At 71.4% G+C, this 23,487-nt stretch carries 19 protein-coding genes; 12 read left to right on the forward strand and 7 right to left on the reverse strand.

All coding sequences use genetic code 11. The annotated features are described in order from the left end of the window. Positions 1-3 precede the first annotated feature (3 nt). Positions 4-1,392, forward strand: coding sequence for a glycosyltransferase (locus tag MICNX66_RS04365; protein WP_187663440.1), 1,389 nt, complete (start codon positions 4-6; stop codon positions 1,390-1,392). Positions 1,393-1,448: 56 nt separating this feature from the next. Here MICNX66_RS04365 and MICNX66_RS04370 read toward each other — a convergent pair whose 3' ends face one another. After that, positions 1,449-3,545, reverse strand: coding sequence for a glycoside hydrolase family 10 protein (locus MICNX66_RS04370; protein ID WP_187663441.1), 2,097 nt, complete (start codon positions 3,543-3,545; stop codon positions 1,449-1,451). 183 nt (positions 3,546-3,728) lie between these two features. Here MICNX66_RS04370 and MICNX66_RS04375 point away from each other — a divergent pair, with 183 nt between their 5' ends. Both MICNX66_RS04375 and MICNX66_RS04380 read left to right on the forward strand, forming a co-directional pair. Continuing rightward, positions 3,729-4,157 carry a YciI family protein gene (locus tag MICNX66_RS04375; RefSeq protein ID WP_187663442.1) on the forward strand — a complete coding sequence of 143 codons (429 nt, stop codon included), beginning with the start codon at positions 3,729-3,731 and terminating at the stop codon, positions 4,155-4,157. A gap of 13 nt (positions 4,158-4,170) precedes the next feature. Then, positions 4,171-5,466, forward strand: coding sequence for an RNA polymerase sigma factor (locus MICNX66_RS04380; protein ID WP_187663443.1), 1,296 nt, complete (start codon positions 4,171-4,173; stop codon positions 5,464-5,466). Between the two features lie 97 nt (positions 5,467-5,563). On the opposite strand, the gene MICNX66_RS04385 is transcribed toward MICNX66_RS04380, so the two are convergent. After that, complete coding sequence (locus tag MICNX66_RS04385; RefSeq protein WP_187663444.1) at positions 5,564-5,836, reverse strand: GlsB/YeaQ/YmgE family stress response membrane protein; 273 nt, start codon at positions 5,834-5,836, stop codon at positions 5,564-5,566. Between the two features lie 159 nt (positions 5,837-5,995). Continuing rightward, positions 5,996-6,916, reverse strand: coding sequence for a Bax inhibitor-1/YccA family protein (locus tag MICNX66_RS04390; RefSeq protein ID WP_187663445.1), 921 nt, complete (start codon positions 6,914-6,916; stop codon positions 5,996-5,998). Between the two features lie 91 nt (positions 6,917-7,007). Between MICNX66_RS04390 and MICNX66_RS04395 the strand changes: the two genes are divergently transcribed. Further along, positions 7,008-7,994, forward strand: coding sequence for a glycerophosphodiester phosphodiesterase family protein (locus MICNX66_RS04395; protein WP_187663446.1), 987 nt, complete (start codon positions 7,008-7,010; stop codon positions 7,992-7,994). 9 nt (positions 7,995-8,003) lie between these two features. Here MICNX66_RS04395 and MICNX66_RS04400 read toward each other — a convergent pair whose 3' ends face one another. Next, positions 8,004-8,402, reverse strand: coding sequence for a YccF domain-containing protein (locus tag MICNX66_RS04400; protein ID WP_060922036.1), 399 nt, complete (start codon positions 8,400-8,402; stop codon positions 8,004-8,006). An 89-nt stretch (positions 8,403-8,491) separates the two neighbouring features. Here MICNX66_RS04400 and MICNX66_RS04405 point away from each other — a divergent pair, with 89 nt between their 5' ends. The 6 genes from MICNX66_RS04405 to MICNX66_RS04430 all read left to right on the forward strand — a co-directional run bounded on the left by MICNX66_RS04405 (position 8,492) and on the right by MICNX66_RS04430 (position 18,606). Further along, complete coding sequence (locus MICNX66_RS04405; RefSeq protein WP_187663447.1) at positions 8,492-9,478, forward strand: ABC transporter ATP-binding protein; 987 nt, start codon at positions 8,492-8,494, stop codon at positions 9,476-9,478. Next, positions 9,475-10,491 (forward strand): ABC transporter permease, encoded by a 1,017-nt coding sequence (locus tag MICNX66_RS04410; RefSeq protein WP_187663448.1) that lies wholly within the window; start codon positions 9,475-9,477, stop codon positions 10,489-10,491. Before MICNX66_RS04405 ends, MICNX66_RS04410 begins: the two co-directional genes overlap by 4 nt. Before the next feature lie 133 nt (positions 10,492-10,624). Then, positions 10,625-13,750, forward strand: a complete 3,126-nt coding sequence (locus tag MICNX66_RS04415; protein ID WP_187663449.1) for a lamin tail domain-containing protein — start codon at positions 10,625-10,627, stop codon at positions 13,748-13,750. Positions 13,751-13,834: 84 nt separating this feature from the next. Continuing rightward, positions 13,835-16,288 (forward strand): ATP-dependent helicase, encoded by a 2,454-nt coding sequence (locus MICNX66_RS04420; protein WP_187663450.1) that lies wholly within the window; start codon positions 13,835-13,837, stop codon positions 16,286-16,288. 44 nt (positions 16,289-16,332) lie between these two features. Next, positions 16,333-17,469 carry an SseB family protein gene (locus tag MICNX66_RS04425; protein ID WP_187663451.1) on the forward strand — a complete coding sequence of 379 codons (1,137 nt, stop codon included), beginning with the start codon at positions 16,333-16,335 and terminating at the stop codon, positions 17,467-17,469. A 66-nt stretch (positions 17,470-17,535) separates the two neighbouring features. Continuing rightward, a complete protein-coding gene (locus MICNX66_RS04430; RefSeq protein ID WP_187663452.1) occupies positions 17,536-18,606 on the forward strand; it encodes a DNA polymerase domain-containing protein in 1,071 nt (356 codons plus the stop codon). A 6-nt stretch (positions 18,607-18,612) separates the two neighbouring features. On the opposite strand, the gene MICNX66_RS04435 is transcribed toward MICNX66_RS04430, so the two are convergent. Together MICNX66_RS04435 and MICNX66_RS04440 are read right to left on the reverse strand one after the other, a co-directional pair. Continuing rightward, a complete protein-coding gene (locus MICNX66_RS04435; RefSeq protein WP_187663453.1) occupies positions 18,613-19,656 on the reverse strand; it encodes an ATP-dependent DNA ligase in 1,044 nt (347 codons plus the stop codon). Positions 19,657-19,699: 43 nt separating this feature from the next. Beyond that, a complete protein-coding gene (locus tag MICNX66_RS04440; RefSeq protein WP_187663454.1) occupies positions 19,700-21,151 on the reverse strand; it encodes a phytoene desaturase family protein in 1,452 nt (483 codons plus the stop codon). 65 nt (positions 21,152-21,216) lie between these two features. Here MICNX66_RS04440 and MICNX66_RS04445 point away from each other — a divergent pair, with 65 nt between their 5' ends. Both MICNX66_RS04445 and MICNX66_RS04450 read left to right on the forward strand, forming a co-directional pair. Further along, the gene (locus tag MICNX66_RS04445; RefSeq protein ID WP_187663455.1) at positions 21,217-21,699 is read left to right on the forward strand and encodes a hypothetical protein; all 483 of its coding nucleotides are present in this window, start codon (positions 21,217-21,219) and stop codon (positions 21,697-21,699) included. Then, complete coding sequence (locus MICNX66_RS04450; protein ID WP_187663456.1) at positions 21,699-22,250, forward strand: GNAT family N-acetyltransferase; 552 nt, start codon at positions 21,699-21,701, stop codon at positions 22,248-22,250. Before MICNX66_RS04445 ends, MICNX66_RS04450 begins: the two co-directional genes overlap by 1 nt. Here the strand turns inward: MICNX66_RS04450 and MICNX66_RS04455 are convergent. Next, positions 22,247-23,482: an acyl-CoA dehydrogenase family protein gene (locus MICNX66_RS04455; protein ID WP_187663457.1), complete on the reverse strand. Its 1,236-nt coding sequence runs from the start codon at positions 23,480-23,482 to the stop codon at positions 22,247-22,249. The two genes, MICNX66_RS04450 and MICNX66_RS04455, sit on opposite strands and share 4 nt — an antisense overlap. Positions 23,483-23,487 lie beyond the last annotated feature (5 nt).

Genomic DNA, 23,487 nt, shown 5'->3' on the forward strand with positions numbered 1-23,487 from the left:
ACGATGCCCCCGGTCTCGGCGCCTGTCCTCCCGGACGCCGAGTACCTGGTGCTGTCCAGCCGCCTGATCCCGGGGCTGGACGGCGGGTACACGATCGCCACGCTCGCGCGCGCCCGGCTGTTGGCCGCCGCAGGGGCGGGGGAGGGCGCGGGTCCGCAGCTGCTGACCTTCGACCCGGGGACGGCGGCCGAGCACGCCGAGCACCGTCGCGTGTTCACCGAGCGCGGCGCGCTCACCGCCCGCGATCGCCTGCGGAACCTCTTCGACGAGGCGGTCGCGCCGGAGGGCGGAGCCGCCTCCTGGCTGCGAGACGCGGCCGACGCTGCGGTGGCGGCCGACCCCGACGTGGAGTACCGGGTGCTCGCGGACCCCGAGGGGCGCCCCTTCGCGGCGCTCCCGGTGATCCCGGGCAACCCCGACTGGCACCTGACGGATGAACCGGTGCTGGTGTACGACGGCGCCGGCGTGGTCGTCGGTGCGCTGCACGGTTTCCGCGGACTCTACGGTGCCTGGCTCGGGCACGTCACCGCGGCGGTGGGGGACCGTCCGATCGTCGTGATCTGCGAGTCCCGCCAGCTCGGTGAGCTGATCGCCGATTGGGTCGACCCGCGCGTCCGCATCCTGCACCCCATCCACACCATGCACGTGGAGGCGCCCTACACGCCCGACGCGACCCTCAACACGCTCTGGACTCGCTGGTTCCGGCTGGCCGACCGCTTCGACGCGGTCATCTGGCCGACGGCCACGCAGCGGGACGACGTCGTGGCGCGGTTCGGTGAGGCCGCCAACCATGTCGTGGTGCCGAACCCCATCGCGCCGGTCGAGCGCCGTGACGACCTGCGCGAGGAGGGCCTCGTGGTCGTGCTGGGGCGCCTCGCCGCCGGCAAGCGCATCGACCATTCCATCCGTGCCTTCATCGAGGCGGACGTGCCGGGCTCCCGGATGGAGATCTGGGGCACGGGAGCAGAGCAGGAGCGGCTGGCGGCACTGATCGCCGAGCTCGACGCCGCGGACCGCGTGCGTCTCTGCGGCTACACCGCGGATCCGGCCACCGTTCTCGATCGGGCATCCGTGCTCGTCACCTCCACGGCGTTCGAAGGGCAGCCGCTGGGCATCGTCGAGGCCCTCCTGCACGGCACCCCCGTGGTGTCCTACGACGTGCGGTACGGCATCCGCGACGTTCTCGGTGCGGGCGGCGGGGTTCTCGTCCCCGCGGGCGACGTGGAGGCGCTGGGGGAGGCGCTCCGGGAGCTGCTGACCGACCAGGACCGTCTGGCGGCGCTGCGTGCCGAGGCGCCGGCCGTCGCGGCGGCGTGGAGTCCCGAGCGCTCGATGGAGGCGCTGGCCACGACCATCGCCGCCGTCGTGCAGGCTCCGTCCCGGCGCCGCTGAACGCGACCGTCGCGACCGCCGGGAGGTCGCGAGCGGCCCCCCGGCGGTCGATGGCGTCATCGCGTGCGGCGCCCGTGTGCGGCCACGACCGTGGTGACGGCGCCGGCGGCCAGTAGCAGGCCGCCCAGCACCAGAGCGACGATGGGGGCGTCGCCACCCGTCGCCGCGAGATCACCGCGCTCGCCACGCGTGGCCCCGCCCCCGGGTGCCGTGACGCCGTCCTCACCCGCAGCGCCCGGGTTCGACGGGCTGCCGGGGTCCGTCGGTCCGGTCGGATCCGTCGGAGTCCCCGGGTCGGTCGGGTCCACCGGCTCGTCCACGGCGACAGCCACCGGCGCACTCTCGACGGCGGCGGCATCCAGCGCGGTCACCACCCAGGTCTCCGTCGCAGCGCGCGCGGCGGTGGGGGCATCGTCGGCGGGGAGGGGGAAGCGGAACGACGCCGCGCCGCCTGCCCAGACCGTGTCCACCAGCGCGCCCGGCGTGGCGACGATCTGCGCTGGATCACCGGTTCCGCGATAGATCGCATACTGGCGGGCCTCCTGCGCGTCCCCGGCTTGCCAGCGGAGCTCGCCGTCGATGACCTCGGGGGCCGCCGGGGTGGCCACCTGTCCGTCCGAGAGCCAGGGCTTGGCCGGAACGAGCGTGGGGTGGGCGAAGGCCTCGCCCTCGAGGAGCTCGATCGCGGTGTTCTTGGCCTGGTGTTTGGGCTGCTGATCGGCGGGGAGAGAGCTCAGATCGCTGGGCTTCATGTCGTTGTAGCTGAACAGGACGCTGCCCTCGATGCCGTCGAGCTTCTGGTTGTACCGGATCTGGTTCGGCACCTCCTCCGGGTTCATCCAGGCCTGCTCCCAGCCGCCGTTGTTCACGTGCTTGTAGAGCGCGTGCCCCACGTACACCTGGGTGCGGCTGCCGGCGGCCACGTCGCTCCACCACTGCGCGAGCTCCCCGTAGGGGGCGGCGGCCTGGTCGAAGCTCCAGTAGATCTGCGGCACGATGTAGTCGATCAGCTCGTCCTGGACCCACCCGCGGGTGTCGGCGAAGACCGCCTGGCTGTACGTCTGCGACGAGCTGGTCGGCGTGTGGGATCCGGCCGGGTCCAGCGCCTCGTGCTCCCAGATCCCGAACGGGCTGATGCCGAGCTGCACGGCGGTGCCGCGGGCCGCGTTGCCGGCAGCGATCGCGTCGTCGACGAGGGTGATGAGACCCGTGATGTTGTCGCGCCGCCACGCCTCGATGCCGTCCACGGTGTCGGGGTAGCCCGCCGTGAGGCCGAACTCCTCGAAGGTCGCGCGGTCCTCGCCCTGCGCGCCGAAGAACACGTTCTGGCCGTCGACGGTGATCCGGTACGGGTAGAAGTAGTCGTCGAAGTGGATGGCGTCGACGTCGTAGTTCTCCGTGATCTCGGCGACGGTGGCCGCGACGTACGCGGGGACCTCGGGCTGGCCCGGGTCCAGGAACAGCTTCTCCTCGAACGACAGCACCCAGTCGGGGTGCTGCACAGCGAAGTTGTCGTCGGCGAGGATGCCGGCGTCGTTGAGCGCCGCGATGTACTGCGGGATCGAGAGCGCCTTCACCTCGTCCGCGGTGAGCCCGAGTGCGGTGAGGATCGCGGGAGACGTCATCTTTGTGTTGGTCACACGGTAGGGGTTCAGCCAGGCGTGGAACTCCATGCCGCGCGCGTGCGTGGCCTCCACCATGCGCTGCAGCGGGTCGTACCCGGGATCGGCGCCCTGGGTGCCGGTGAGGAACTCGGACCACGGGTTGAGCGCCGAGGGGTAGTAGGCGTCCAGCAGCGGACGCACCTGGAAGATCACGGCGTTCATGTTCCAGGAGGCGAAGTCGTCGAGCACCGTCGCGTAGCGGGCGTCGAAGTCCGCCGCATCCGTGGGCTTGCCGAAGTTCAGGTTGCCGATCGTGCCGACCCAGGCGCTGGAGAAGCGGCGGTTCTCCGGCGTCAGCGTCGTGGGGATGGCGACCTGCTCTCCGGATCCCGGATAGGTGTACACGGGCTCCGTGCTGTAGCCATAGGCACCGGAGGTGTCCTTGACGTACCGGGTCAACGGCTCCTCGTCGGGGGCCGCTCCGGCGGTGGTGGGGAACGCCAGCAGGAGCAGGGCGGCAGCGGCGGTGGCCGCGATGCGTCTCTTCATCGAGTCTCGTCCGATCTGGAAAACAATTTCCATTGAAAGGGTGTGAACTGAAACTCTATGTCTTCAGTGCGTCCTCGAGAAGTCAACGAAAGAAGTCCCACCCCGATGTCGATCTCCGCTGTTCCCGTTCGACGTCTGTGATGAGAGGGTCGAGGAACGGCCCTTCGGAACAAGGAGAACATCATGAAGTTCATGCTCATCATGCGCGCGACCGACGACGCGGTGGCGGCCTATCAGGAGATGCCCTTCGAGCAGGTCATCGAGGCCATGGGCCGATACAACGAGTCGATGATGAAGGCGGGCGTCCTCGTCGCCGGGGAGGGCCTGACCGACGCGGCGGAGGGCTTCGTCGTCGACTTCAGCGCCGAGAAGCCGCTCCTCACGGACGGCCCCTACGGGGAGACGAAGGAGCTCTTCAACGGCTTCTGGATCATCAAGGTCTCTTCGCGCGAGGAGGCCGCCGAGTGGGCGAGCCGGGCGCCGCTGGGGCCGGGGTCGTTCCTCGAGGTGCGCCGGGTGACCGGCCCCGAAGACTTCCCCGCCGACAACGAGTGGATCGAGAAGGAGGCGGGCTGGCGGGAGGAGCAGGCTCGCCGTACCGAGCAGGCGTGAGGCCCCTCCGCTGATGGACGGCTCCTCGGACCCGGGGACCACCTCGGCCGCCTCTGCGCAGGAGGCGGCCGAGCGGGCTGTCGCAGCGGTGTGGCGCATCGAGTCCGCGCGCATCGTCGGCACGCTGACGCGGATGGTCGGCGACTTCGGCCTGGCGGAGGATCTCGCGCAGGAGGCCCTGGTCGTCGCGCTGCGGCAGTGGCCCGTCGAAGGGATCCCGCGCAACGCCGCGGCGTGGCTCACGGCCGTGGCGAAGCGGAAGGCGGTGGACGGGTGGCGCCGCCGCGAGCGGCTGGACGATCGTCTCGCTCTGATCGCGCACGAGCTCGAACAGGAGCAGGCGCAGGTGCCGGACCTGCCGTGGGATCCGGACGCGGTGGACGACGGCGTGCTGCGCCTCCTCTTCATCGCGTGCCACCCGGTGCTCTCGCGGGAGGCGCAGGTCGCCCTGACGTTGCGGGTCGTCGGCGGTCTGTCGACCGGGGAGATCGCCCGCGCCTTCCTCATTCCCACAGCCACGGTGCAGCAGCGGATCGTGCGCGCGAAGAAGACGCTGGCGGCCGCGCACGCGCCGTTCGAGGTGCCACCGCGGGACGAGCATCCGGCGCGGCTCGGTGCGGTCCTCGGGGTGCTCTACCTCATCTTCAACGAGGCGCACGCAGCCAGCAGCGGTCCGGAGTGGATGCGGCCGGAGCTGAGCGACGAGGCCATCCGGCTCGCCAGGGTGCTCGCCGCGCTGCAGCCTCGGGAGCCGGAGGTGCACGGTCTGCTCGCGCTCCTGGAGCTCACGGCCGCCCGCTTCCCGGCGCGTACCGACCGGAACGGGGACCCGGTGCTGCTCGCCGATCAGGACCGCGGACGCTGGGACCGCAGCCGGATCGCGCGGGGGAGAGCGGCTCTGGCGACGGCGGACGGACTCGGCCGCGGTCGCGGGGCGTACGGTCTGCAGGCAGCCATCGCCGAGTGCCATGCCGTCGCGCCGTCCGTGGAGGAGACGGACTGGGATCGCATCGTCGTGCTCTACGAGGCGCTGGGCCGGCTCACCCCGTCTCCGGTGGTGGAGCTGAACCGCGCGGCCGCCGTGGCCATGGCGACCGGGCCCGCCTCCGCCCTACGGCTGCTCGATGAGCTGAGCGCGTCCGGGGTGCTGCGCGGATACCATCTCCTCCCGGCCACGCGCGGCGAGCTGCTGCGTCGGCTCGGCAGGGAGAGTGAGGCGCGCAGCGAGTTCGCGGTGGCCGCAGGGCTGGCCGGCAACGACCGCGAACGCCGACTCCTGGAGCGCAAGGCACGTGGAGCCGAGGGCTGACCGGCAGCGGCACGAAAAAGACCCGCCCCTCACGGATGCTCTCGCAGCCGTGAGGGACGGGCGTGGGTGACGCGGAGCGCGTCGAGTGGGGTCTGCGTCAGTCGTTGACCCGCTGGCTGCGGCCCGCGATGAGGCCGTAGATCAGCAGCACGATGATCGAACCGCCGATGGCCAGGAGCCAGGTGCCGAGGTCCCAGAACTCCGTGAGCGGACGGTTGAGGATCAGGCTGCCGAGCCAGCCGCCGAGCAGGGCGCCGACGACGCCGAGCAGCAGGGTGATGAACCATCCGCCGCCCTGCTTGCCGGGCAGGATCAGCTTCGCGATGGCTCCGGCGATGAGGCCGAGAAGAAGAAAGCCGAGAAAACTCATGGTCAGCTCCTTGGGTCAGGAGCCCCGGGGTGCCGGGGCTTCGTGGTATCCACTGTGGCGGGTCGCCGGACCGCGTGCCAACCCCTTGCGCGCACCGTCCCGGATATGGCAAAGGCCCGCCTCCGCAGGGAGACGGGCCTTTCGTGGTGCCGTATCGCGTCAGTTGTTGCCGCGGGCGATCGCGATGATCCGCAGGATCTCGACGTAGAGCCAGACGACCGTGACCATGATGCCGAAGCCGCCGAGCCAGCCGTACTTGCGGGGAGCGCCGTTGCGCACGCCCTGCTGGATCTGGTCGAAGTCGAGCACCAGCGAGTAGGCCGCCATGATCACGACGAGGACGCCGATGATGAGGCCGAGCGGGATGCCCATGATCTCGGCGCTGAACAGACCGAACGCGTTGTCGTTGATCCCGGTCCACATGAGGACGAGGTTCAGGAGCGAGAAGACCAGGTAGCCGATCATCGCGATCATGAAGATCTTGGTCGCCTTCTTCGAGGCGCGGATCTTGCCGCTCGCGAAGAGGGCGAGGGTCACGCCGACGACCGAGACGGTCGCGAGCGTTGCCTGGAAGACGATGCCGGGCCAGCGGACCTCGAAGAACGCCGAGATGCCGCCGATGAAGAGGCCCTCGAAGGCCGCGTAGGCGAAGATCAGCGCGGGGCGGACCTTCTTGCGCGAGGTGAAGGTGATGACCATCGCCAGCACGAAGCCGCCGAGCGCCCCGAGGGCCCAGGGCAGCACGTTGACGGCGGCGGGGTTGTACGGGTCGTACCGCGGCACGTCGAGGCCGCCGAGCGTCAGCACCCAGCCGACGGCGGCGGTGACGAGGAGGATGCCGAACAGGCCGGCGGTCTTCCACACGGTGTCCTCGACGGACATTCGGTCGGTCTCGAGGGCGCCGGCCGCGGGGGCGGCGTACATGCCCTCGAGCTGCGCGTTGGCGGCGGCATCCATCGCACCGTGCTGGAGCGACGCGGCCTGTGCGCCCTGCGCACCCTGGGGGGCACCCGGGTAGGTCGCGACGTTGCGCGGGTCCTGCTGCTGGAAAGCAGGATTGTTGAAGGCGAAGTTGCTCATCAGGTGGGCCTCACTCCAAAGGGGGGTCGTAGGTCGCTTTCCTCCACGATACCCGGGCGGCGACACTCCCGGGGTGCCTTACGCTGTGAGCGTGCCCAGCAAATCCCCGCTCGTCATCGGGCATCGCGGCGCTCCCGGCTACCGCCCCGAGCACACCCGCTCGTCCTACGAGCTCGCCCTCGCGATGGGGGTCGACGCCGTCGAGCCGGATGTGGTCGCCACCAAGGACGGCGTCCTTGTCGTGCGGCACGAGAACGAGATCTCCGGCACCACCGACGTCGCCGATCACCCGGAGTTCGCCGACCGCCGGACGACGAGGCGCGTGGACGGCGCCGCGCTGACCGGCTGGTTCACCGAGGACTTCACCTGGGAGGAACTGTCCACGCTGCGGTGCCGGGAGCGGCTGCCGAAGATCCGGTCGTCCAGCGCCTCCTTCGACGGCGCGGAGCCGATCCTGCGTCTGCGCGACGTGCTCGACCTGGTGCGGGCGGCCGCGGCCGCTCAGGGGCGGGAGATCGGCGTCGTGCTCGAGGTCAAACACGCCACCCACTTCGCGAGCATCGGGCTCGACCTCGCGCCCCTCATCGCGCAGGAGCTGCGGGATGCGCGGTGGGCGGCGGGGGAGCTGCCGCTCATCGTGGAGAGCTTCGAATCGACCGTGCTCCGACAGCTCCGTGCCGAGGGCGTCGACGCGAGCTTCGTCTACCTCATCGAGGCGGCGGGACAGCCGTACGATCTCCTCGTCGCGGAGGGAGCAACCGCCCTGAGTTACCCGGAGACGGTGGTGCCCGAGAACCTCGACCGTCTGGTCGGGCGGGTCGACGGGATCAGCGTCGACAAGAAGATGCTCCTCGTGCCGGGGACGACGCTGGTGGCCGACGCCCATGCCCGCGGTCTGACCGTCTTCACCTGGACCTGTCGGCCGGAGAACACCTTCCTCGCGGCGCCGCACCGCGGACCGGGAGGCAAGAGCGCGTTCGGGGACTACGAGGCCGAGTGGGCCGTGATCGCGCGGCAGGGCGTGGACGGCGTCTTCGTCGACCACCCCGACCTCGGCGTCGCCGTCTTCCGCGCCTGACCCACGGCGCTAGAGCGTGCGGTCGAACGCGCCCTGACGGGTGGAGACGATCTCCTTGCCGAGTGGCATGAGCGAGACCGGGACCATCTTGAAGTCGGCGATGCCCATCGGGATGCCGATGATGGTGATGCACAGCGCCAGTCCCGACACGATGTGACCGAGCGCGAGCCACCATCCCGCGAGGATGACCCAGAGCACGTTCCCGAGGAACGAACCCACGCCGGCCGTCGGCTTGCTGACGACCTCGCGGCCGAAGGGCCAGATGGCGTAGGCGGCGATGCGGAACGACGCGATGGCCCACGGGATCGTGATGATCGGGATGCACAGCAGCAGGCCGGCCAGCACGTAGCCGAGGAAGAGCGCCCAGCCCGCGAGGATGACCCAGATGATGTTGAGGATCGTGCGCATACTGCGATTGTGTCACCCGCGGGGCGGCGCGGCTGGGCATCAGCCCGGAGGTCCCCGGCGCTCGCGCCCGGCGATGCCAGACTGACCGCATGACCGGAATAGTGGTGGACGACGTCAGTAGAGCGTTCGGGGACGTGCAGGCCGTGCGAGGGGCCACGCTGCGCGCAGAGGCGGGAAGGGTGACGGGCCTGGTGGGCCCGAATGGGGCGGGCAAGACGACCCTGCTCCTGATGCTCGCCTCGCTGCTCGCCCCCGACAGCGGCTCGATCCGCATCGGCGGCATCGACCCCGAGGCCGATCCGCTCGCCGCCCGCCGGGTGCTGGGGTGGATGCCGGACGCGCTCGGCGCCTGGCCCTCGCTCACGGCCCGCGAGACGATCGTGACCACCGCTCGGCTCTACGGGATCGATCGCCCGGACGCGGAACGGCGGGCGCAGCACCTCCTCGGCCTGGTCGGTCTCGGGGAGCTCGCGGATTCGGCGGCGAAGGTGCTCTCCCGCGGGCAGAAGCAGAAGCTCGGCCTCGCCCGTGCCCTGGTTCACGACCCGCAGGTGCTGCTCCTCGACGAGCCGGCGTCGGGTCTCGACCCCGAGGCCCGCGTACAGCTGCGGGTGCTGCTGCGCCGCTTCGCGGCCGAAGGACGCACGGTCCTCATCTCCAGCCACGTGCTGTCCGAGCTGGAAGAGGTCGTCGACGACGCCGTCTTCCTCGTCGGCGGGGCCGTCGTGGATGCCGCTCCGGCGCAGAGCGCGGTCCGCGCCTGGCGGGTGCGGCTCGCCGGCGCGACCCCCGCACGCCTGACCGCGGACACCTGGCAGGTCGCGTCGACTCTCGGGCTGGCTCCCGAGTCCCTCGTCGTGGACCGCGGCGCCGTCCTCGTCGGCTTCCCCGGGGAAGACGCCGCCGCCCAGTCGCTGCGTCTCCTCGTGGAGGCGGGGCTGCCCGTCGCGGAGTTCGCGCCCGCGCAGAGCGACCTGGAGCACACCTTCCTCGCGCTCCGGAACCCGCAGCCGCCCGCGGCGACGACCCCACCCCCGCCGCCTGCGGCACCCCACGGAACGGAGGCGGGAGCATGAGCCTCGCGAACATCGTCGTCATCGCGCGCCTCGAACTGACCCAGCGGCTGCGGAGCGTCGGCTGGTACGTGCTCCTCGGCGTCTTCGCGCTGGTGCTCCTCGGCGTCACCGGCTTGTCGTTCGCCGTGTACTCCTGGGGGGAGGACGTCGGGGCCGGCGTGTCGTCCATCGTCGTCAACGTGGTCCTGCTGCTCGTCGTGCTCGTCTCGCCGACGCTCAGCGGCAACGCCATCAACGGCGACCGGGAGGCGGCCACGCTCGCGCCGATCCAGGTCACCGCGGCGTCGACCGGCGACATCATGCTGGGAAAGCTCCTCGCGGCGATCGCGACGGGCGGCGCGTTCCTGCTGGTGGCCGTTCCGTTCCTCGCGGCGTCGCTGCTGGCGGGTGGAACCGATCCGATCGTGCTGTTCGTGGCGCTGCTCGTCCTCGCCGCCGAGATCATCATCGTCGCCGCGATCGGCGTGGGGCTGAGCGGCCTCATCGCCCGGCCGCTGTTCTCCGTCGCGTCCACCTACCTCGTGGTGTCGGCGCTCGTCATCGGCACGATCATCGTCTTCGCACTCGGCGGCCTGGCCGTGCGCAGCGAGGCGACCACCTACAGCCGCCCCTACGACAGCAACGGCAACGTGGACTGCGAGAGCTGGGACAGCTACACGTACGAGGCGCCGCGGTTCGACCTCGTGTGGTGGGCGCTCGCCGCCAACCCGTTCGTCGTGCTCGCCGACGCGACCCCCACCGAGTTCAACACGAGCGGGTACCCGGTCGATCTGTACGGGCAGATCAAGTTCGGTGTCCGCAGCGCGCAGCTCTCGCCGCTGGAGCAGCGATGGGACGACTGCGATCCGGAGAGCGGTTCCCAGACGGCTGAGCAGGTGATCGACGAGACCGTGCCCAGCTGGTTCGTGGGGCTCGGGGTGCAGGTCGTGCTCGCCGGGGCGCTGTTCGCGGGAGCGTGGGCACGGACGCGGACGCCGGCGCGACGGCTGCCGCCCGGCACGCGCATCGCCTGACCGGCAGGGCCGAGGAAGACGCCACCGACCGTTCACCGGCCGTCCACCGACGGGTCGACGGACGGCCATGCGGCAGCGGTGGTCTGGACGGGTACCCGTCTGCGCTCAGTCGAGCCATCTTCCAGGAGCCCCCATGCCCCGACTGCACTCCGTGGCGGCAGTCACGGCGGCGTGCGCGCTGAGCGCCGCCGCCCTGATCGCCGCCCCCGTCGCCGCCTCCGGTGCCATCCCTCCCGGCGAGCCCGCGCCGACCGCCGAAGCAGGGCTCGTCCTCAACGAGATCGTCTACGACGACGCGGCGACCGGGCTCGCCGACCGGATCGAGATCTACAACGCGGGCTCGGCGAGCGTCGACCTGACCGGCTGGCGGGTCTCGGACGAGAAGCGCGACAGCTTCGGCGCGGCACCGGCCGGGACGGTGCTCGCGCCGGGCGCGTTCCTCGTCCTGGTGAAGGACGTGGACTTCGCCTTCGGGCTGGGCAAGGGGGACGAGGTCGTCCTCCACGACCCGGAGGGGGTCGAGGTCGATTCCTACGCCTACGCGAACACCGCGCCGCTGGCGGTCTGGGCGCGCTGCCCCGACGGGACGGGCGACTGGGCGCATGCCACGGCGGCGACACCGGGCGCGCCCAACGACTGCCAGGTCGCGTCGGTCGCGGGCTCGATCCGCATCAACGAGGTCGACTCGCAGCCGGCCGACTGGGTCGAGTTCCACAACCCGGGGACGGAGGCGCTCGATGTCTCCGGGTACGAGATCCGCGACAACTCCGATGACCACCGGTGGCGCTTCCTGCCGGGCACCACGATCGAACCAGAAGCGTTTCTCGTCGTCGATGAGGGCACGATCGGGCTCGTCGACGGCGTGGAGGCGGCGTTCCGCGACCCGATCGGCATCGGCAGCGCCGACCGCATCCGCCTCTTCGACACCGCGGGCACGCTCGTCGACTATACGCAGCCCTGGGAGGGACACGCCGCCATCGACGGGGACTTCGCCGCCGCCACGCTCGCGCGCTGCCCGGACGGTACCGGCGCTTTCGTGGTCGCGCACGCGACCCCGGGAGCGGTGAACTCCTGCGTCCTCCCTGATGTCGCGATCAACGAGATCGAGTCCAACGGGGACGCGACCGACTGGGTCGAGGTCGTGAACACCGGCAGCACCACGGTCGACCTGTCCGGCTGGACCGTCATGGACGGCGATCCGGTCGGACACGCCTCGGAGACGACGCCGCTGCCGGCGGGGACGCTGCTGCCTCCGGGCGGATACCGGGTCTTCGATCAGCCCGCCGACTTCGTCTTCGGGCTGGGCAACGGCGACACCGTGACGCTGCGGGACGCGAACGGACTCATGATCGACGAGCACGTCTACTCCGCGCACGCCGACGGCGTCTGGGCACGCTGCACCGACGGGACGGGCGCGTTCGTCGACGCGCCGGCAGCGACGAAGGGCCAGCGCAACGCCTGCGGGAACCCGGTGCGGATCAACGAGGTCGAGTCGGACGGCGGCGCGCCGGACGACTGGATCGAGCTCGTCAACCCGACCGGCGCCTCGCTCGAGATCGGTGGCGTCGTCGTGAAGGACGACGACGACGCCCACGCCTACACCGTTCCCGTCGGCACGACGATCCCGGCCGGAGGCTTCTTCGTCATCGAGCGTTCGGCCCTCGGCTTCGGGCTGGGCGCGGGCGACGCCGTCCGCCTCTTCGACGGTGAGCTGCTCATCGACGAGACCGCCTGGGGCGAGGGCCACGCGGCGACCTCCTGGGGCCGCTGCCCTGACACCACGGGAGCCTTCGCGGCGACCGCGACGCCGACGAAGGGCGCGCCGAACGTGTGCGCGGGCGAGGTCGCCGTCGGCACCTGGCCGGGGTCGGCCGAAGTGCGGGTGCTCGACGACGTGCCGACGTTCCTCGAGGACAGCTCCGGCCTCGACGTGCAGGAGACCGCGGACGGGGCATTCCTCTGGGCCGTGGATAACGGCGAGGGGCGCATCTGGAAGCTCGAGGCCCACGCGGACGGCTCGGTGGAGAAGGCCGCGGGCTGGGACGAGGGCAAGCGTGTGCGCTTCGCCAAGGACGCCGGGAACCCGGGCGCCGCAGGGCCGGACACCGAAGGCATCACGGTCGACGGGAGGGGCCTGGTCTACGTGGCGTCCGAGCGCGACAACAGCGCCAAGGGTGTGAACCAGAACGTGCTGCTGCAGGTCGATCCGGACGCGGCGGCCGGCGATCTCGTGGCGCAGCGGGAATGGGATCTCACGGCGATGCTCCCGGCGGTCGGCGCGAACCTCGGCATCGAGGCCGTGCAGTGGGTGCCGGACAGTGCGCTGAACGGAAAGCTCTTCGACGACACCACCGGGACCGCCTACGACCCGGCCGTGCATCCGGGACACGGCGACGGCCTCTTCTTCGTCGCGGTGGAGGACAACGGGCACGTCTACGCCTTCGCGTTCGCCGCGGACGGCACGGCCACGCTCGTCTCCGAGATCTCCCCCGGGCTCACCGGTGTCATGGCGCTCGACTGGGATGCCGTCCGCGGCACCCTGTGGGCGGTGTGCGACGACGGCTGCCAGGGCCGCTCCGCCGAGCTCACCTTGAACGGGACCGCCCGGCCCGGGATCGCTCACTACGCGCGGCCCGCCGGCATGCCCGACATCAACAACGAGGGCTTCGCGACGGCTCCCGCGTCGCTCGCGGTCGACGGACAGCGTCCGGTGTGGTGGTTCGCCGATGGCTTCGCCTCGGAGGCGCTGCGCACCGGCACGCTGCCGGGCGGCACAGGCGCCGAGAACCCCGGTGGGGAGAACCCCGGCGGCGAGAACCCTGGTGGCGAGAACCCTGGTGCGGAGAACCCGCCGCTTCCCGGCACGGAGCTCGTGGACGGCAACCGCCACGGCGTCACCGTCGATCCGGCGGTGGCCGGACCGGGGCAGCGGGTCACCGTCACGGTCGGCGCGGATGCCGCGGGAGCGCGGGCGGAGGTCTGGATGTACTCCGTCCCGGTCCGCCTGGCTGCGGGGACGCTTTCGGCGACGGGTGCCCTCACGGTCACCGTTCCGGTGGACGCGCCGCTGGGCGCGCACCGCATCGCGGTCTACGCGGCGGATGGGACGCTCCTCGGCTGGGCTGACCTGCGCGTCACCGCCGCGGGCGAGGGGCTGGCCGCGACCGGAGCGGACCTGCCGGTGGCCGCCACCGCGCTCGCGTTGATGCTCCTCACGACCGGGGTCCTCGCGCTGCGCCGTCGGAAGCGCACCGCCTGACCGGGGGAGGGGTGCGGGCGGTCGCCTGTATCCCTCCCCGACGCGGACCGCGATGTCGGTGCCGCCGCCTAGACTCGAGAGGTCATGACCGAAGCCCCTCTCATCGTCCCCGGATCCGTCGGCCCGCAGTCCTCCGGCGCCCCCGCGCAGGACGACCTCCTCGCCGGCCTCAACCCCCAGCAGCTCGAGGCCGTCACCTATCGCGGGCCCGCGCTGCTCATCGTCGCCGGCGCCGGATCGGGCAAGACGAGCGTGCTCACGCGCCGCATCGCCTCGCTCCTGCGCAGCCGGGAGGCGTGGCCGAGCCAGATCCTCGCCATCACCTTCACCAACAAGGCCGCTGGCGAGATGCGCGAGCGCGTCGAAGGGCTCATCGGGGACGCCGCGCGCGGCATGTGGATCTCCACGTTCCACTCCGCGTGCGTCCGGATCCTCCGCCGCGAGGCGCAGCAGTTCGGGTTCACGAAGAACTTCACCATCTACGACTCCGGAGACTCCCGCGCCCTCCTCAAGCGCCTGGTCAAGGAGCACGAGGCCGACGCCTACGGCCTCACCCCGGCGGCGGTCCAGGGGCGCATCTCCAAGCTCAAGAACGAGCTCTCCGACGCCGAGGCCTATGCCCGCCAGGCCAACATGAGCGACCCGGCCGAACGCGTCTTCGTCGAGGTCTTCGCCGACTACCAGCGGCAGCTCCAGAAGGCCAACGCCTTCGACTTCGACGACCTCATCGGCCAGACGGTCTACCTGTTCCGGGCGTTCCCCCAGGTCGCCGACACCTACCGCCGCCGGTTCCGCCACATCCTCGTCGACGAGTACCAGGACACCAACCACGCGCAGTACGCGCTCATCCACGAGCTCACCCGTCCGGTGTCCGGGGTCGGCGCGACACCGGAGCCGTATGCCGCCAACGGCATGATGATCTTCGAGCCCGACCCCGAGCCGGCACCGGGCGCCGGTGAGGCCGGGGCGTCGCTGACGGTGGTCGGCGACTCGGATCAGTCGATCTACGCCTTCCGCGGCGCGGACATCCGCAACATCAGCGAGTTCGAGCGCGACTTCCCGGGGGCGAAGGTCGTCCTCCTCGAGCAGAACTACCGCTCGACGCAGAACATCCTCTCCGCGGCGAACGCCGTCATCGGCAACAACTTCGACCGCAAGGACAAGAAGCTCTGGAGCGACCGCGGCGAGGGCGACAGGATCATCGGCTTCACCGGCTACTCGCAGCACGACGAGGCCCAGTTCGTCGCCGACGAGATCGAGGCCCTGCACCGCAAGGGCATGCCGTACTCGGAGATGGCCGTCTTCTACCGCACGAACTCGCAGTCCCGCGCGCTGGAGGAGATCTTCATCCGCTCGGCCGTGCCGTACAAGATCATGGGCGGCACCAAGTTCTACGAGCGCGCCGAGATCAAGGACGCCCTGGCCTACCTCGTGGCGGTCGCCAATCCCGCCGATGAGATGGCCGTGCGCCGCATCCTCAACAAGCCACGGCGCGGCATCGGCGACGTCACAGAGACCGCCATCGCCCGTTTCGCCGAGGAGCACGGCATCTCCTTCCGCGATGCCCTGTCGCTTCCGGGGCAGCTCGGTGTGGGCCCGAAGATCCAGGCTGCCATCGCCCAGCTCGATGCGGTTCTCGCCGAGGCGACGGCGATCATGCTCCCGCCGACGGGGGAGGTGCCGCCGCCCACCTCCGTGGCCGACGGGCTCAGCCTCCTGCTGTCCAAGAGCGGGTACCTCGACGCCCTGCGCGCCAGCCGCGACCCGCAGGACGAGGCCCGCGTGGAGAACCTCGACGAGTTCGTGGCCGTGACGCGCGACTTCGCGCGCAACAACCCTGAGGGCACCATCACCGACTTCCTCACCGAGGTCGCGCTGGTCTCCGATGCGGACGACCTCGACGACGAGTCCGGGTCGGTCTCGCTCATGACGATGCACACCGCCAAGGGCCTGGAGTACGACGCGGTCTTCGTCACCGGCGTCGAGGAGGACCTCATCCCGCACCGCATCTCGGCGGGAGAGCCCGGCGGACCGCAGGAGGAGCGACGCCTGTTCTACGTGGGCATCACCCGCGCCCGCAAGCGCCTGCACCTGTCCCTGGCGATGACCCGCGCGCAGTTCGGCGAGGTGACGGTCGCGATGCCCAGCCGGTTCCTGCAGGAGATCCCGGCCTCCCTCATCGACTGGCGGCAGTCCCCGGGCGACGTCAACTCCCGCGGGGGCATGCAGTCCAGGGCGCTGAACGCCCGCCGCTCCGGGGGCTCCGGCGACCGCTTCGGCGTCAAGGCCCTGCCCCGCGACTCCCTCAAGCCGCTCTCGACGGCGATGGACAAGATCCCCAACCGCGTCACCGCCAAGATGCGCGACAACGGCGACCTCGAGCTCGCCGCCGGTGACCGCATCCGGCACGATGATTTCGGTGAGGGTCGGGTCGACGCCGTCACCGGTGAGGGGGCCAAGCGCATCGCCCACGTCCGGTTCGACACGGCGGGGCAGAAGAAGCTGCTCATCAAGGTCGCACCGATCCAGAAGCTCTGACGTCGCGGCGAAGGGGGCGGGGAGACACGGTTAGGCTGGCTCCCATGGCCCTCTTCTCCCGCCGCAAGAAGTCCGGCGACGACGCCGTCGCTCCCGCCCCCTCCGCCGCTCCGGCAGCCGACACCGAGGAGGACGCGAGCATGGCGACCGAGGAGTCCGAGGCGTCGACGGCCGAGGCATCGCCCGCCGTCGGCATCTCCGTCCAGGCGTTCCGCGGTGTCGGCGCCGAAGCCGGACCCGAGGTCGCCCTTCCGGATCCGGATGCCGCGACGGCACCGGCGCCCGCTGCCGCAGCGACGCCGCCGAGCCCGGCGGAGGAGCCCGCGGCGCCGGCTGCCGAGCGGAAGCTCCCGCTCGCTCCTGCGCTCCCGCCCGAGCAGACCGAGACCGTGGCGGGCATGAAGGACAACGTCCTCCTGCGCGAGTCCCTGGCGCAGATCGAGGCGGGCGCCTCCAACGAGCAGCTCCTCGGAGTGCTCCGCCAGGCTCTGCAGAGCCACCTCTACATCCGCGTGAGCGGTGATGCCCGCGCGCAGATCAGCGAGGGCAAGCCGCTGGCCGTCGCCGTGGTCCGTGACGGAGAGCGGCAGTTCATGCTGGCATTCAGCTCGGCGGCCGCCGTCCGCGACTCCGTCCAGCTCGAAGCAGACCCGTCCGCCACGTCCGCGGTCGCCCAGCCGACGACCTCGGTCATGCAGCAGGTCGTCTCCGGCGACTTCGCGGGTCTCATCATCGACAACGCGTCCGCGCCGCATCGTGTGGTGTTCCCCACTGAGCTCCTGCAGAAGACGCTCGAGCAGGCCGACGTCGACATGACCGTGAAGTCGCTGCTCGCCGCTCCGCGGGAGCAGGACTCGCCCGCCAAGGTGGGCGAGGCCCTCGCCACGACGCGCATGTGGGTGGCCGTGAACGACGGATCCGGCACCGGTCAGGTCGGCATCGCCGAGGCTCAGACAGCCGACGGGCGGCGCTTCCTCCAACTCTTCTCGCACCCGCTGGAGGTCATCGCGCTGGGCCGCGGCGACCGCCCGCTGCCCTTCGAGCCTGACCAGCTCGCGAAGGTGCTGACGAGCCACTCCGAGATGGCCGGCGTCATCATCGACTCCGCAGGACCCTCGATGGTGGTGGAGCGCGACGCCCTCGCCCCGGTGCTCGTGCGCGCGGTGCGGATCGAGGACTGACGGCACGCGTACACCGGGGGCCTGCCGGGGGTTCCGTGCGTCGTGACCGCCCCCTAGGGTCGGAGCATGGCCTCTGAACGCGTGACCCTGACCGTCGCCGACACCGACGGAGAGCGTGAGGTCGCGCTCTCCAGCCCGAATCGGATCGTCTGGCCCGACCTCGGCATCACCAAGGCGGAGCTCGCCGAGTACGTGCAGCTCGTGTCTGTGCCGTTCCTCTCGGCGAACGGCAACCACCCGGTGTCCCTGGAGCGCTTCCGCGACGGCGTCGGCGCTGCCGGCGGTCCGCGTCCCGAGGGGTTCTTCTCGAAGAACCCGCCGAAGGGCACTCCGGACTTCGTCGACGCCGTCACGGTCACCTACAACAGCGGCCGCCGCCATCCCCAGATCGTCCTGAACCGCACGAGCGCGATCGTGTGGGCGGTGCAGATGAACACCATCGTCTTCCACCCGTGGGCATCGCTGGCGACCGACTCCGACAACCCGGTCGAGCTGCGGATCGACCTCGATCCCCAGCCGAGCACCGGGTTCGCCGAGGCCGTCCCCGCCGCCCACGCTCTGCGGGAGGTGTTGCGGGAGGCCGGGCTGGAGGCGTACGCGAAGACGAGCGGCAACCGCGGCCTGCACGTCTTCGCCCCGATCGAGCCGACCCACGAGTTCCTCGACGTGCGGCACGCCGTGATCGCCGCCGGCCGGGAGCTCGAACGCCGGATGCCGGATCGCGTCACGACGAACTGGTGGAAGGAAGAGCGGGGCGAGCGCCTCTTCGTCGACTTCAACCAGGCCAACCGCGACCGCACGATGGCCGGCGCCTACAGTCCGCGCGCCCTCCCCGGTGCGACCGTCGCGACGCCTGTGCACTGGGACGAGCTCGACGATCTCGACCCCAGGACGTTCACCGTCCGGAGCGTCCCGCAGCGGCTCGAAGAGGTCGGCGACCCCTGGGCCGACATGCAGGCGAAGCCCGGGCGCATCGACACGCTGCTGGAGTGGTGGGAGCGCGACACGGCGGACGGCCTCGGGGAGTTGCCCTTCCCACCGGAGTTCCCGAAGATGCCGGGAGAGCCGCCGCGCGTGCAGCCGAGCAAGAAGAACGCCGCGAACTGGGATGCCGACGGCAACCCCGTCGACGACTGAGCGCGCTCAGCTCAGGACGTCGGCGAGGTCGTAGCCGTCGACGGTGTCGAGCTGGTCGTACGTGCAGGAGCGGGCGTCCCGGTCCGGCCTCCATCGCTCGAACTGCACGGTGTGGCGGAAGCGGGCGCCCTCGAGCTGGTCGTACCGCACCTCCAGCACCCGCTCGGGGCGCAGGCGAACGAACGACACGTCCTTCGATCCGCTGAACCGCGACCGCTCACCCTCACCCGTCACGGCGGCGCCGTCCTCGTCGCGCTCGACCAGCGGCGCGAGCTCCTCCACGAGCTGCTTCCGCTTCGCGTCACTCCACGCCGCGACGCCGCCGACCTGGCGCAGGGTCCCGTCGGCGTCGTAGAGCCCGACGAGCAGCGAGCCGACCCCGGTGCCGGACTTGTGGATGCGGTAGCCGAGGGCGACGACGTCGGCGGTCCGCGCATGCTTGATCTTGAACAGGGTGCGCTTCCCCGGCGCGTACGGCTGGGCCAGCGGCTTCGCCACGACGCCGTCGAGCCCCGCGCCCTCGAACTCCTCGAGCCAGCGGACGGCCGCGTCCCGATCGCGGGTGGTCCTGGTCAGGTGCAGCGGGTGCTCCACGGACTCCATGAGTGTCTCCAGCCGGGCCCGGCGCGTCTCGAACGACTGGGCCCGCAGGTCGTCCTCCCCGGAGGCGAGCAGATCGAAGGCGATGAACATGGCCGGGGTCTCCGTGGCGAGCTTCGCGACCCGGGAGGCCGCCGGGTGGATGCGCTGACTGAGGGCCTCCCAGTCCAGACGCTGCGCGCCGTGCGGACCCGTGGCCACGACGATCTCGCCGTCGAGCAGGCAGGGCACGGGCAGCAGCTGCGGGATCGCGTCGACGAGCTCCGGGAAGTAGCGCGTCAGGGGCTTCGCGCCGCGGGACCCGATCTCGACCTTCTCGCCGTCCCAGGCGATGAGCCCGCGGAACCCGTCCCACTTCGGCTCGTAGAGCAGGCCGCCCGGCGTCTTGTCGGGGTCGGGAACGGCCGCGACGGCTTTGGCGAGCATGGGGGCCGGGATCTCGTAGCGCATGCACCCATCCTGGACCGGGCGGCGAGCGGGGGAAAGGGCCGGGTCAGCCGAACAGGTCGTCGAGTTCCGCGGGCGTGCCGGCGTCGCGGAGCACGGTGTGTGCCGCGTGCCATCCCGCCATGCCGTTGACCGCGGGGCCGGGCGGCGTCGAGGCCGACGCGAGGTACACGCCGCGCATCGGCGTCCGCCACGGGGTGGGGGAGAGGACGGGGCGGCGCAGGGCCTGACGCATGTCGAAGACGCCGCCGGAGATGTCGCCGCCGATCTCGGCCGGGTTGATCGCCTCGCGGGAGGATGCCGGCACCGCGTGGTGGGCGAGGATCCGGTCGCGGAATCCCGGCGCGAAGCGCTCGACCTGTGCGGTGATGAGTTCGGTCGGGTCGAGGTCGGAGCCGTTCGGCACGTGGATGTACGCCCAGAGCACGGCCTTGCCGTCGGGCGCTCTGGTCGGGTCGAAGAGCGAGGGTTGGACCGCCAGCACGTACGGACGCTCGGACACGTGGCCGACCGCGACCGCGTTCTCGCTGTTCCACACCTCCTCCCTCGTCCCGGCGACGTGCACGGTCGGGGCGCTCCGCACGTGCTCGTTCGCCCACGGGACGGGTCCATCGAGCGCGAAATCGACCTTCGCCGCCGCGGCGCCGTAGCGGTAGCCGCGGAGGGCGCGGGCGTACGAGGCCGGGATGTCCGGGTGGGTGAGTGCGAGCCGGGGAGAGGTGTTGAGCAGCAGCACGTCACCGCGGTCGGGGTCGCCCCCGTCCAGGTCCGCGAGGTCGGTGACGCGGGCGCCCGTCTCGATCGTGCCGCCATGGGCCTCGAGATCGGCGATGAGGGCGTCCGCGATCACCTGCGAGCCGCCGCGGGGGTACGGCCAGCCGCCGGCGTGGGCGAGCCCGGCCAGCAGCAGACCCGCCGCGGCGCCGGCGAGCGTGGGCTGCGGGGAGTTCGCGTGCGCGACCACTCCGGCCATGAGCGCGGCCGCTTCCTCCGTGCGGAAGGCGGCCCGCGCGAGGGGCGTGCCCTGGTCGAGCATGCGGATGGCGTAGCGGACGGCGGTGATCGGGTCCTGCGGGAGGCGGAGGAGCTGGTTCCCGGTGAAGTCCGTGACGCCGTCGATGTGCGTGCTGAGGGGGCGGAGCCGGCGCAGCCAGGCGTCCCCGTCGATGCCGAGGTCGGCGGCGGTGCGCTCGATGTCGCGCCACGCGATGGCGGCACGACCGTCGTCCAGAGGATGGGCGAAGGAGATCTCGGGGCGGATCCACTCGATCCGCTCGTCGAGCCCGAACGCTTGGAAGAAGGGCGAGGCGACGGCTGCAGGGTGGACGGCCGAGCAGACGTCGTGACGGAAGCCGGGGAGGGTGGCCTCCCGGGTGCGCAGGCCCCCTCCGACCGTGTCCGCAGCCTCGAGCACGCGTACCCGGTAGCCGGCGCGGGCGAGGGAGACGGCGGCGGCGAGGCCGTTCGGGCCGGATCCGATGATCGTCGCGAGTGCCATGCGGCCAGTCTCGCACGCGAGTCCGCGGTCGGCGGAGGGGGTTGCGCCGTGCGATCCTGGAAGGGATGAATGAAGTCCAGGGCCCGACCCCCGCCGGCACCTCCCGTCCGTACCGCTCGCTTCCCGAGGCGCTCCGCGCGCACCGCATCGATCCGGTGAACCATGCGTTCATCACCGAGATCGTCGATTCCGCGGGGGTGACCTCTCTGATCGACCGCGGTCGCTACATCGAGGCGATCCGGCGCGAGGGCGCGGCGCTGCACATCGGCCGCACGTACACCAACGGATTCACGGAGGACGAGGTCGTCACCGTAGGCTCGACCCGCCTGCGGCTGCAGCCCAGCGAGGGGCGCGCGCCGTACTTCTACGTCACGCACCCGAGCGAGTTCGCCCCGCAGGCCCCCGTCAAGGCCAAGCGTCCCACGACGCCGCGCACCCCTTCGGCGCCGCGCACCCCCGCGGCGCCGAAGCCCGTCGAGCGCGACTACGGCGTGTGCGACGTCTGCTTCATGGTGAAGACCCCCGCCGGCGGCTGCGGCTGCGACTGATGCCCGCGGCCTCCGCGTCGCACGGCGGCGTCTCCGTCCGCGAGGCGGAGTGGCCACAGGATTCCGCGTTCGTCGGTACGGCGGTTTCGACGTACCTCCGTCAGACGGAGCAGGAGAAGCACGACGTCCTGGGTGATCCGGAGGAACCCGAGGGTGAACTCCCCGAGCGGTACCGGCCGGAGGTCCGTGACCCTGCCACCGCGTACGCCGGTGGTCGGGTGCTCGTGGCAGAGATCGACGGGGCCCCGGCCGGCGTGGTGATCGCCCTGCCGTATGCCGGTCACACCGAGGTCAAGCGGCTCTGGGCTGACCCCGCCGTGCGCGGCCGAGGCGTCGGTTCCGCGCTGCTCGACGCCGTCCTGGCGGAGGCCGAGGGTGCGGTGCGGCTGTCGGTGTGGGAGTGGCGCGACGCCGCGATCCGGCTCTACACGTCCCGCGGCTTCCGCCCCGTCGACCCCTGGGACGATCGCGACCGCCTCCTCTGCTTCGAATCGCTCACTTCGCTGCATCCGGCCGCCGAATCCAGCGAAGTGAGCGATTCGAAGGGCTAGGCGAAGGCGCTCATCCCGGTGATGTCGCGGCCGAGAAGGAGGGCCTGCACGGACTCGGTGCCCTCGTAGGTGTGGATGGCCTCGATGTCGGCCATGTGCTGCATGACGCCGTTCTCCAGGAGGATGCCGTTGCCTCCCAGGAGGTCACGCGCCGTCGCCGCGATCCGCCGGGCCGCCCGGGTGTTGTGGAACTTGGCGAGCGAGGCCTGGGTCGGACGTAGCGCTCCTGCCTGCTCGAGGTCTGCCATCCTGCGGCAGTAGAGCTGCATCGCCGTCAGGTCCTCCAGCATGTGCGTCAGCCGCTCCTGCACCATCTGGAACTTCGCGAGCGGCTTGCCGAACTGCACACGCTCCTTCGCGTAAGCCAGAGCCGCCTCGTAGCAGGCCGTCGCGTGGCCCAGCGCCGACCAGGCGACTCCGGACCGGGTGGCGTAGAGCACGGTCGAGGCGTCCTTGAAGCTCCTGGTCCCCGGCAGCACCGCGTCCAGCGGTACCCGCACGTCGTCCAGGCGGATGTGCGCCTGGTGGATCGCGCGGAGTGAGGCCTTCCCGCGGATCACAGTGCCGGTGTACCCGGGGGCGTCCTGCTCGACGAGGAAGCACCGCACCGCCCCGTGCTCGGCAGCGGACTCGTCGTCGACCCGTGCCCAGACGAAGGCGATGCCGCCCGAGGCGCCGTTGCCGATCCACTTCTTGGCGCCGCGGAGCACCCAGGAGTCGCCGTCGCGGCGGGCCACGGTCTCCAGCGAGACGGAGTCCGAGCCGTGGTCGGGCTCGGTCAGCGCGAAGGATCCGAGTACCGAGCCGTCGGCGAGTGCCGTGAGCCAGCGGTCCTGCTGGGCGGGCGAGCCGAACAGGGCGAGCGTCCGCAGCGCGAGGCCGCCCTGCACGGCGAGGATCGTGCCGAGGGAGCCGTCTCCCCGCGAGATCTCCATGTTGACCAGGCCGGCGGCGAGCGGGGAGAGCCGGGTGAGCGCGGGATGGTCGACGCCGTCGACGACGAGGTCCATCTCGCCCATCCGGCGGGCGGCGTCGAGCGGGTACTCGGCGCGGTCCCAGGCCTCGGCCATCTGCGGGGCGACCTCGTCGACGTACGCCTTCGCGCGGTCCCAGGCTTCCCGGTCGACGGCGGGGATGTCGGCGAAGACGGCGTAGTAGTCGCTGTCCTGCCGTCCGGTGATGTCGTAGGACGAGACGCGCTCGCCGGGGACGGGGGAGGCTTCCGTGCTCATGATGC

Source organism: Microbacterium sp. Nx66 (genome assembly GCF_904066215.1).
GTDB lineage: Bacteria > Actinomycetota > Actinomycetes > Actinomycetales > Microbacteriaceae > Microbacterium > Microbacterium meiriae.

What these genes read in the sequence shown, in the direction of transcription:
- MICNX66_RS04365 (WP_187663440.1), top strand. Translation starts at nt 4, where the DNA reads ATGCCCCCGGTCTCGGCGCCTGTCCTCCCGGACGCCGAGTACCTGGTG.
- MICNX66_RS04370 (WP_187663441.1), bottom strand. Translation starts at nt 3,545, where the DNA reads ATGAAGAGACGCATCGCGGCCACCGCCGCTGCCGCCCTGCTCCTGCTG.
- MICNX66_RS04375 (WP_187663442.1), top strand. Translation starts at nt 3,729, where the DNA reads ATGAAGTTCATGCTCATCATGCGCGCGACCGACGACGCGGTGGCGGCC.
- MICNX66_RS04380 (WP_187663443.1), top strand. Translation starts at nt 4,171, where the DNA reads ATGGACGGCTCCTCGGACCCGGGGACCACCTCGGCCGCCTCTGCGCAG.
- MICNX66_RS04385 (WP_187663444.1), bottom strand. Translation starts at nt 5,836, where the DNA reads ATGAGTTTTCTCGGCTTTCTTCTTCTCGGCCTCATCGCCGGAGCCATC.
- MICNX66_RS04390 (WP_187663445.1), bottom strand. Translation starts at nt 6,916, where the DNA reads ATGAGCAACTTCGCCTTCAACAATCCTGCTTTCCAGCAGCAGGACCCG.
- MICNX66_RS04400 (WP_060922036.1), bottom strand. Translation starts at nt 8,402, where the DNA reads ATGCGCACGATCCTCAACATCATCTGGGTCATCCTCGCGGGCTGGGCG.
- MICNX66_RS04405 (WP_187663447.1), top strand. Translation starts at nt 8,492, where the DNA reads ATGACCGGAATAGTGGTGGACGACGTCAGTAGAGCGTTCGGGGACGTG.
- MICNX66_RS04410 (WP_187663448.1), top strand. Translation starts at nt 9,475, where the DNA reads ATGAGCCTCGCGAACATCGTCGTCATCGCGCGCCTCGAACTGACCCAG.
- MICNX66_RS04415 (WP_187663449.1), top strand. Translation starts at nt 10,625, where the DNA reads ATGCCCCGACTGCACTCCGTGGCGGCAGTCACGGCGGCGTGCGCGCTG.
- MICNX66_RS04420 (WP_187663450.1), top strand. Translation starts at nt 13,835, where the DNA reads ATGACCGAAGCCCCTCTCATCGTCCCCGGATCCGTCGGCCCGCAGTCC.
- MICNX66_RS04425 (WP_187663451.1), top strand. Translation starts at nt 16,333, where the DNA reads ATGGCCCTCTTCTCCCGCCGCAAGAAGTCCGGCGACGACGCCGTCGCT.
- MICNX66_RS04430 (WP_187663452.1), top strand. Translation starts at nt 17,536, where the DNA reads ATGGCCTCTGAACGCGTGACCCTGACCGTCGCCGACACCGACGGAGAG.
- MICNX66_RS04435 (WP_187663453.1), bottom strand. Translation starts at nt 19,656, where the DNA reads ATGCGCTACGAGATCCCGGCCCCCATGCTCGCCAAAGCCGTCGCGGCC.
- MICNX66_RS04440 (WP_187663454.1), bottom strand. Translation starts at nt 21,151, where the DNA reads ATGGCACTCGCGACGATCATCGGATCCGGCCCGAACGGCCTCGCCGCC.
- MICNX66_RS04445 (WP_187663455.1), top strand. Translation starts at nt 21,217, where the DNA reads ATGAATGAAGTCCAGGGCCCGACCCCCGCCGGCACCTCCCGTCCGTAC.
- MICNX66_RS04450 (WP_187663456.1), top strand. Translation starts at nt 21,699, where the DNA reads ATGCCCGCGGCCTCCGCGTCGCACGGCGGCGTCTCCGTCCGCGAGGCG.
- MICNX66_RS04455 (WP_187663457.1), bottom strand. Translation starts at nt 23,482, where the DNA reads ATGAGCACGGAAGCCTCCCCCGTCCCCGGCGAGCGCGTCTCGTCCTAC.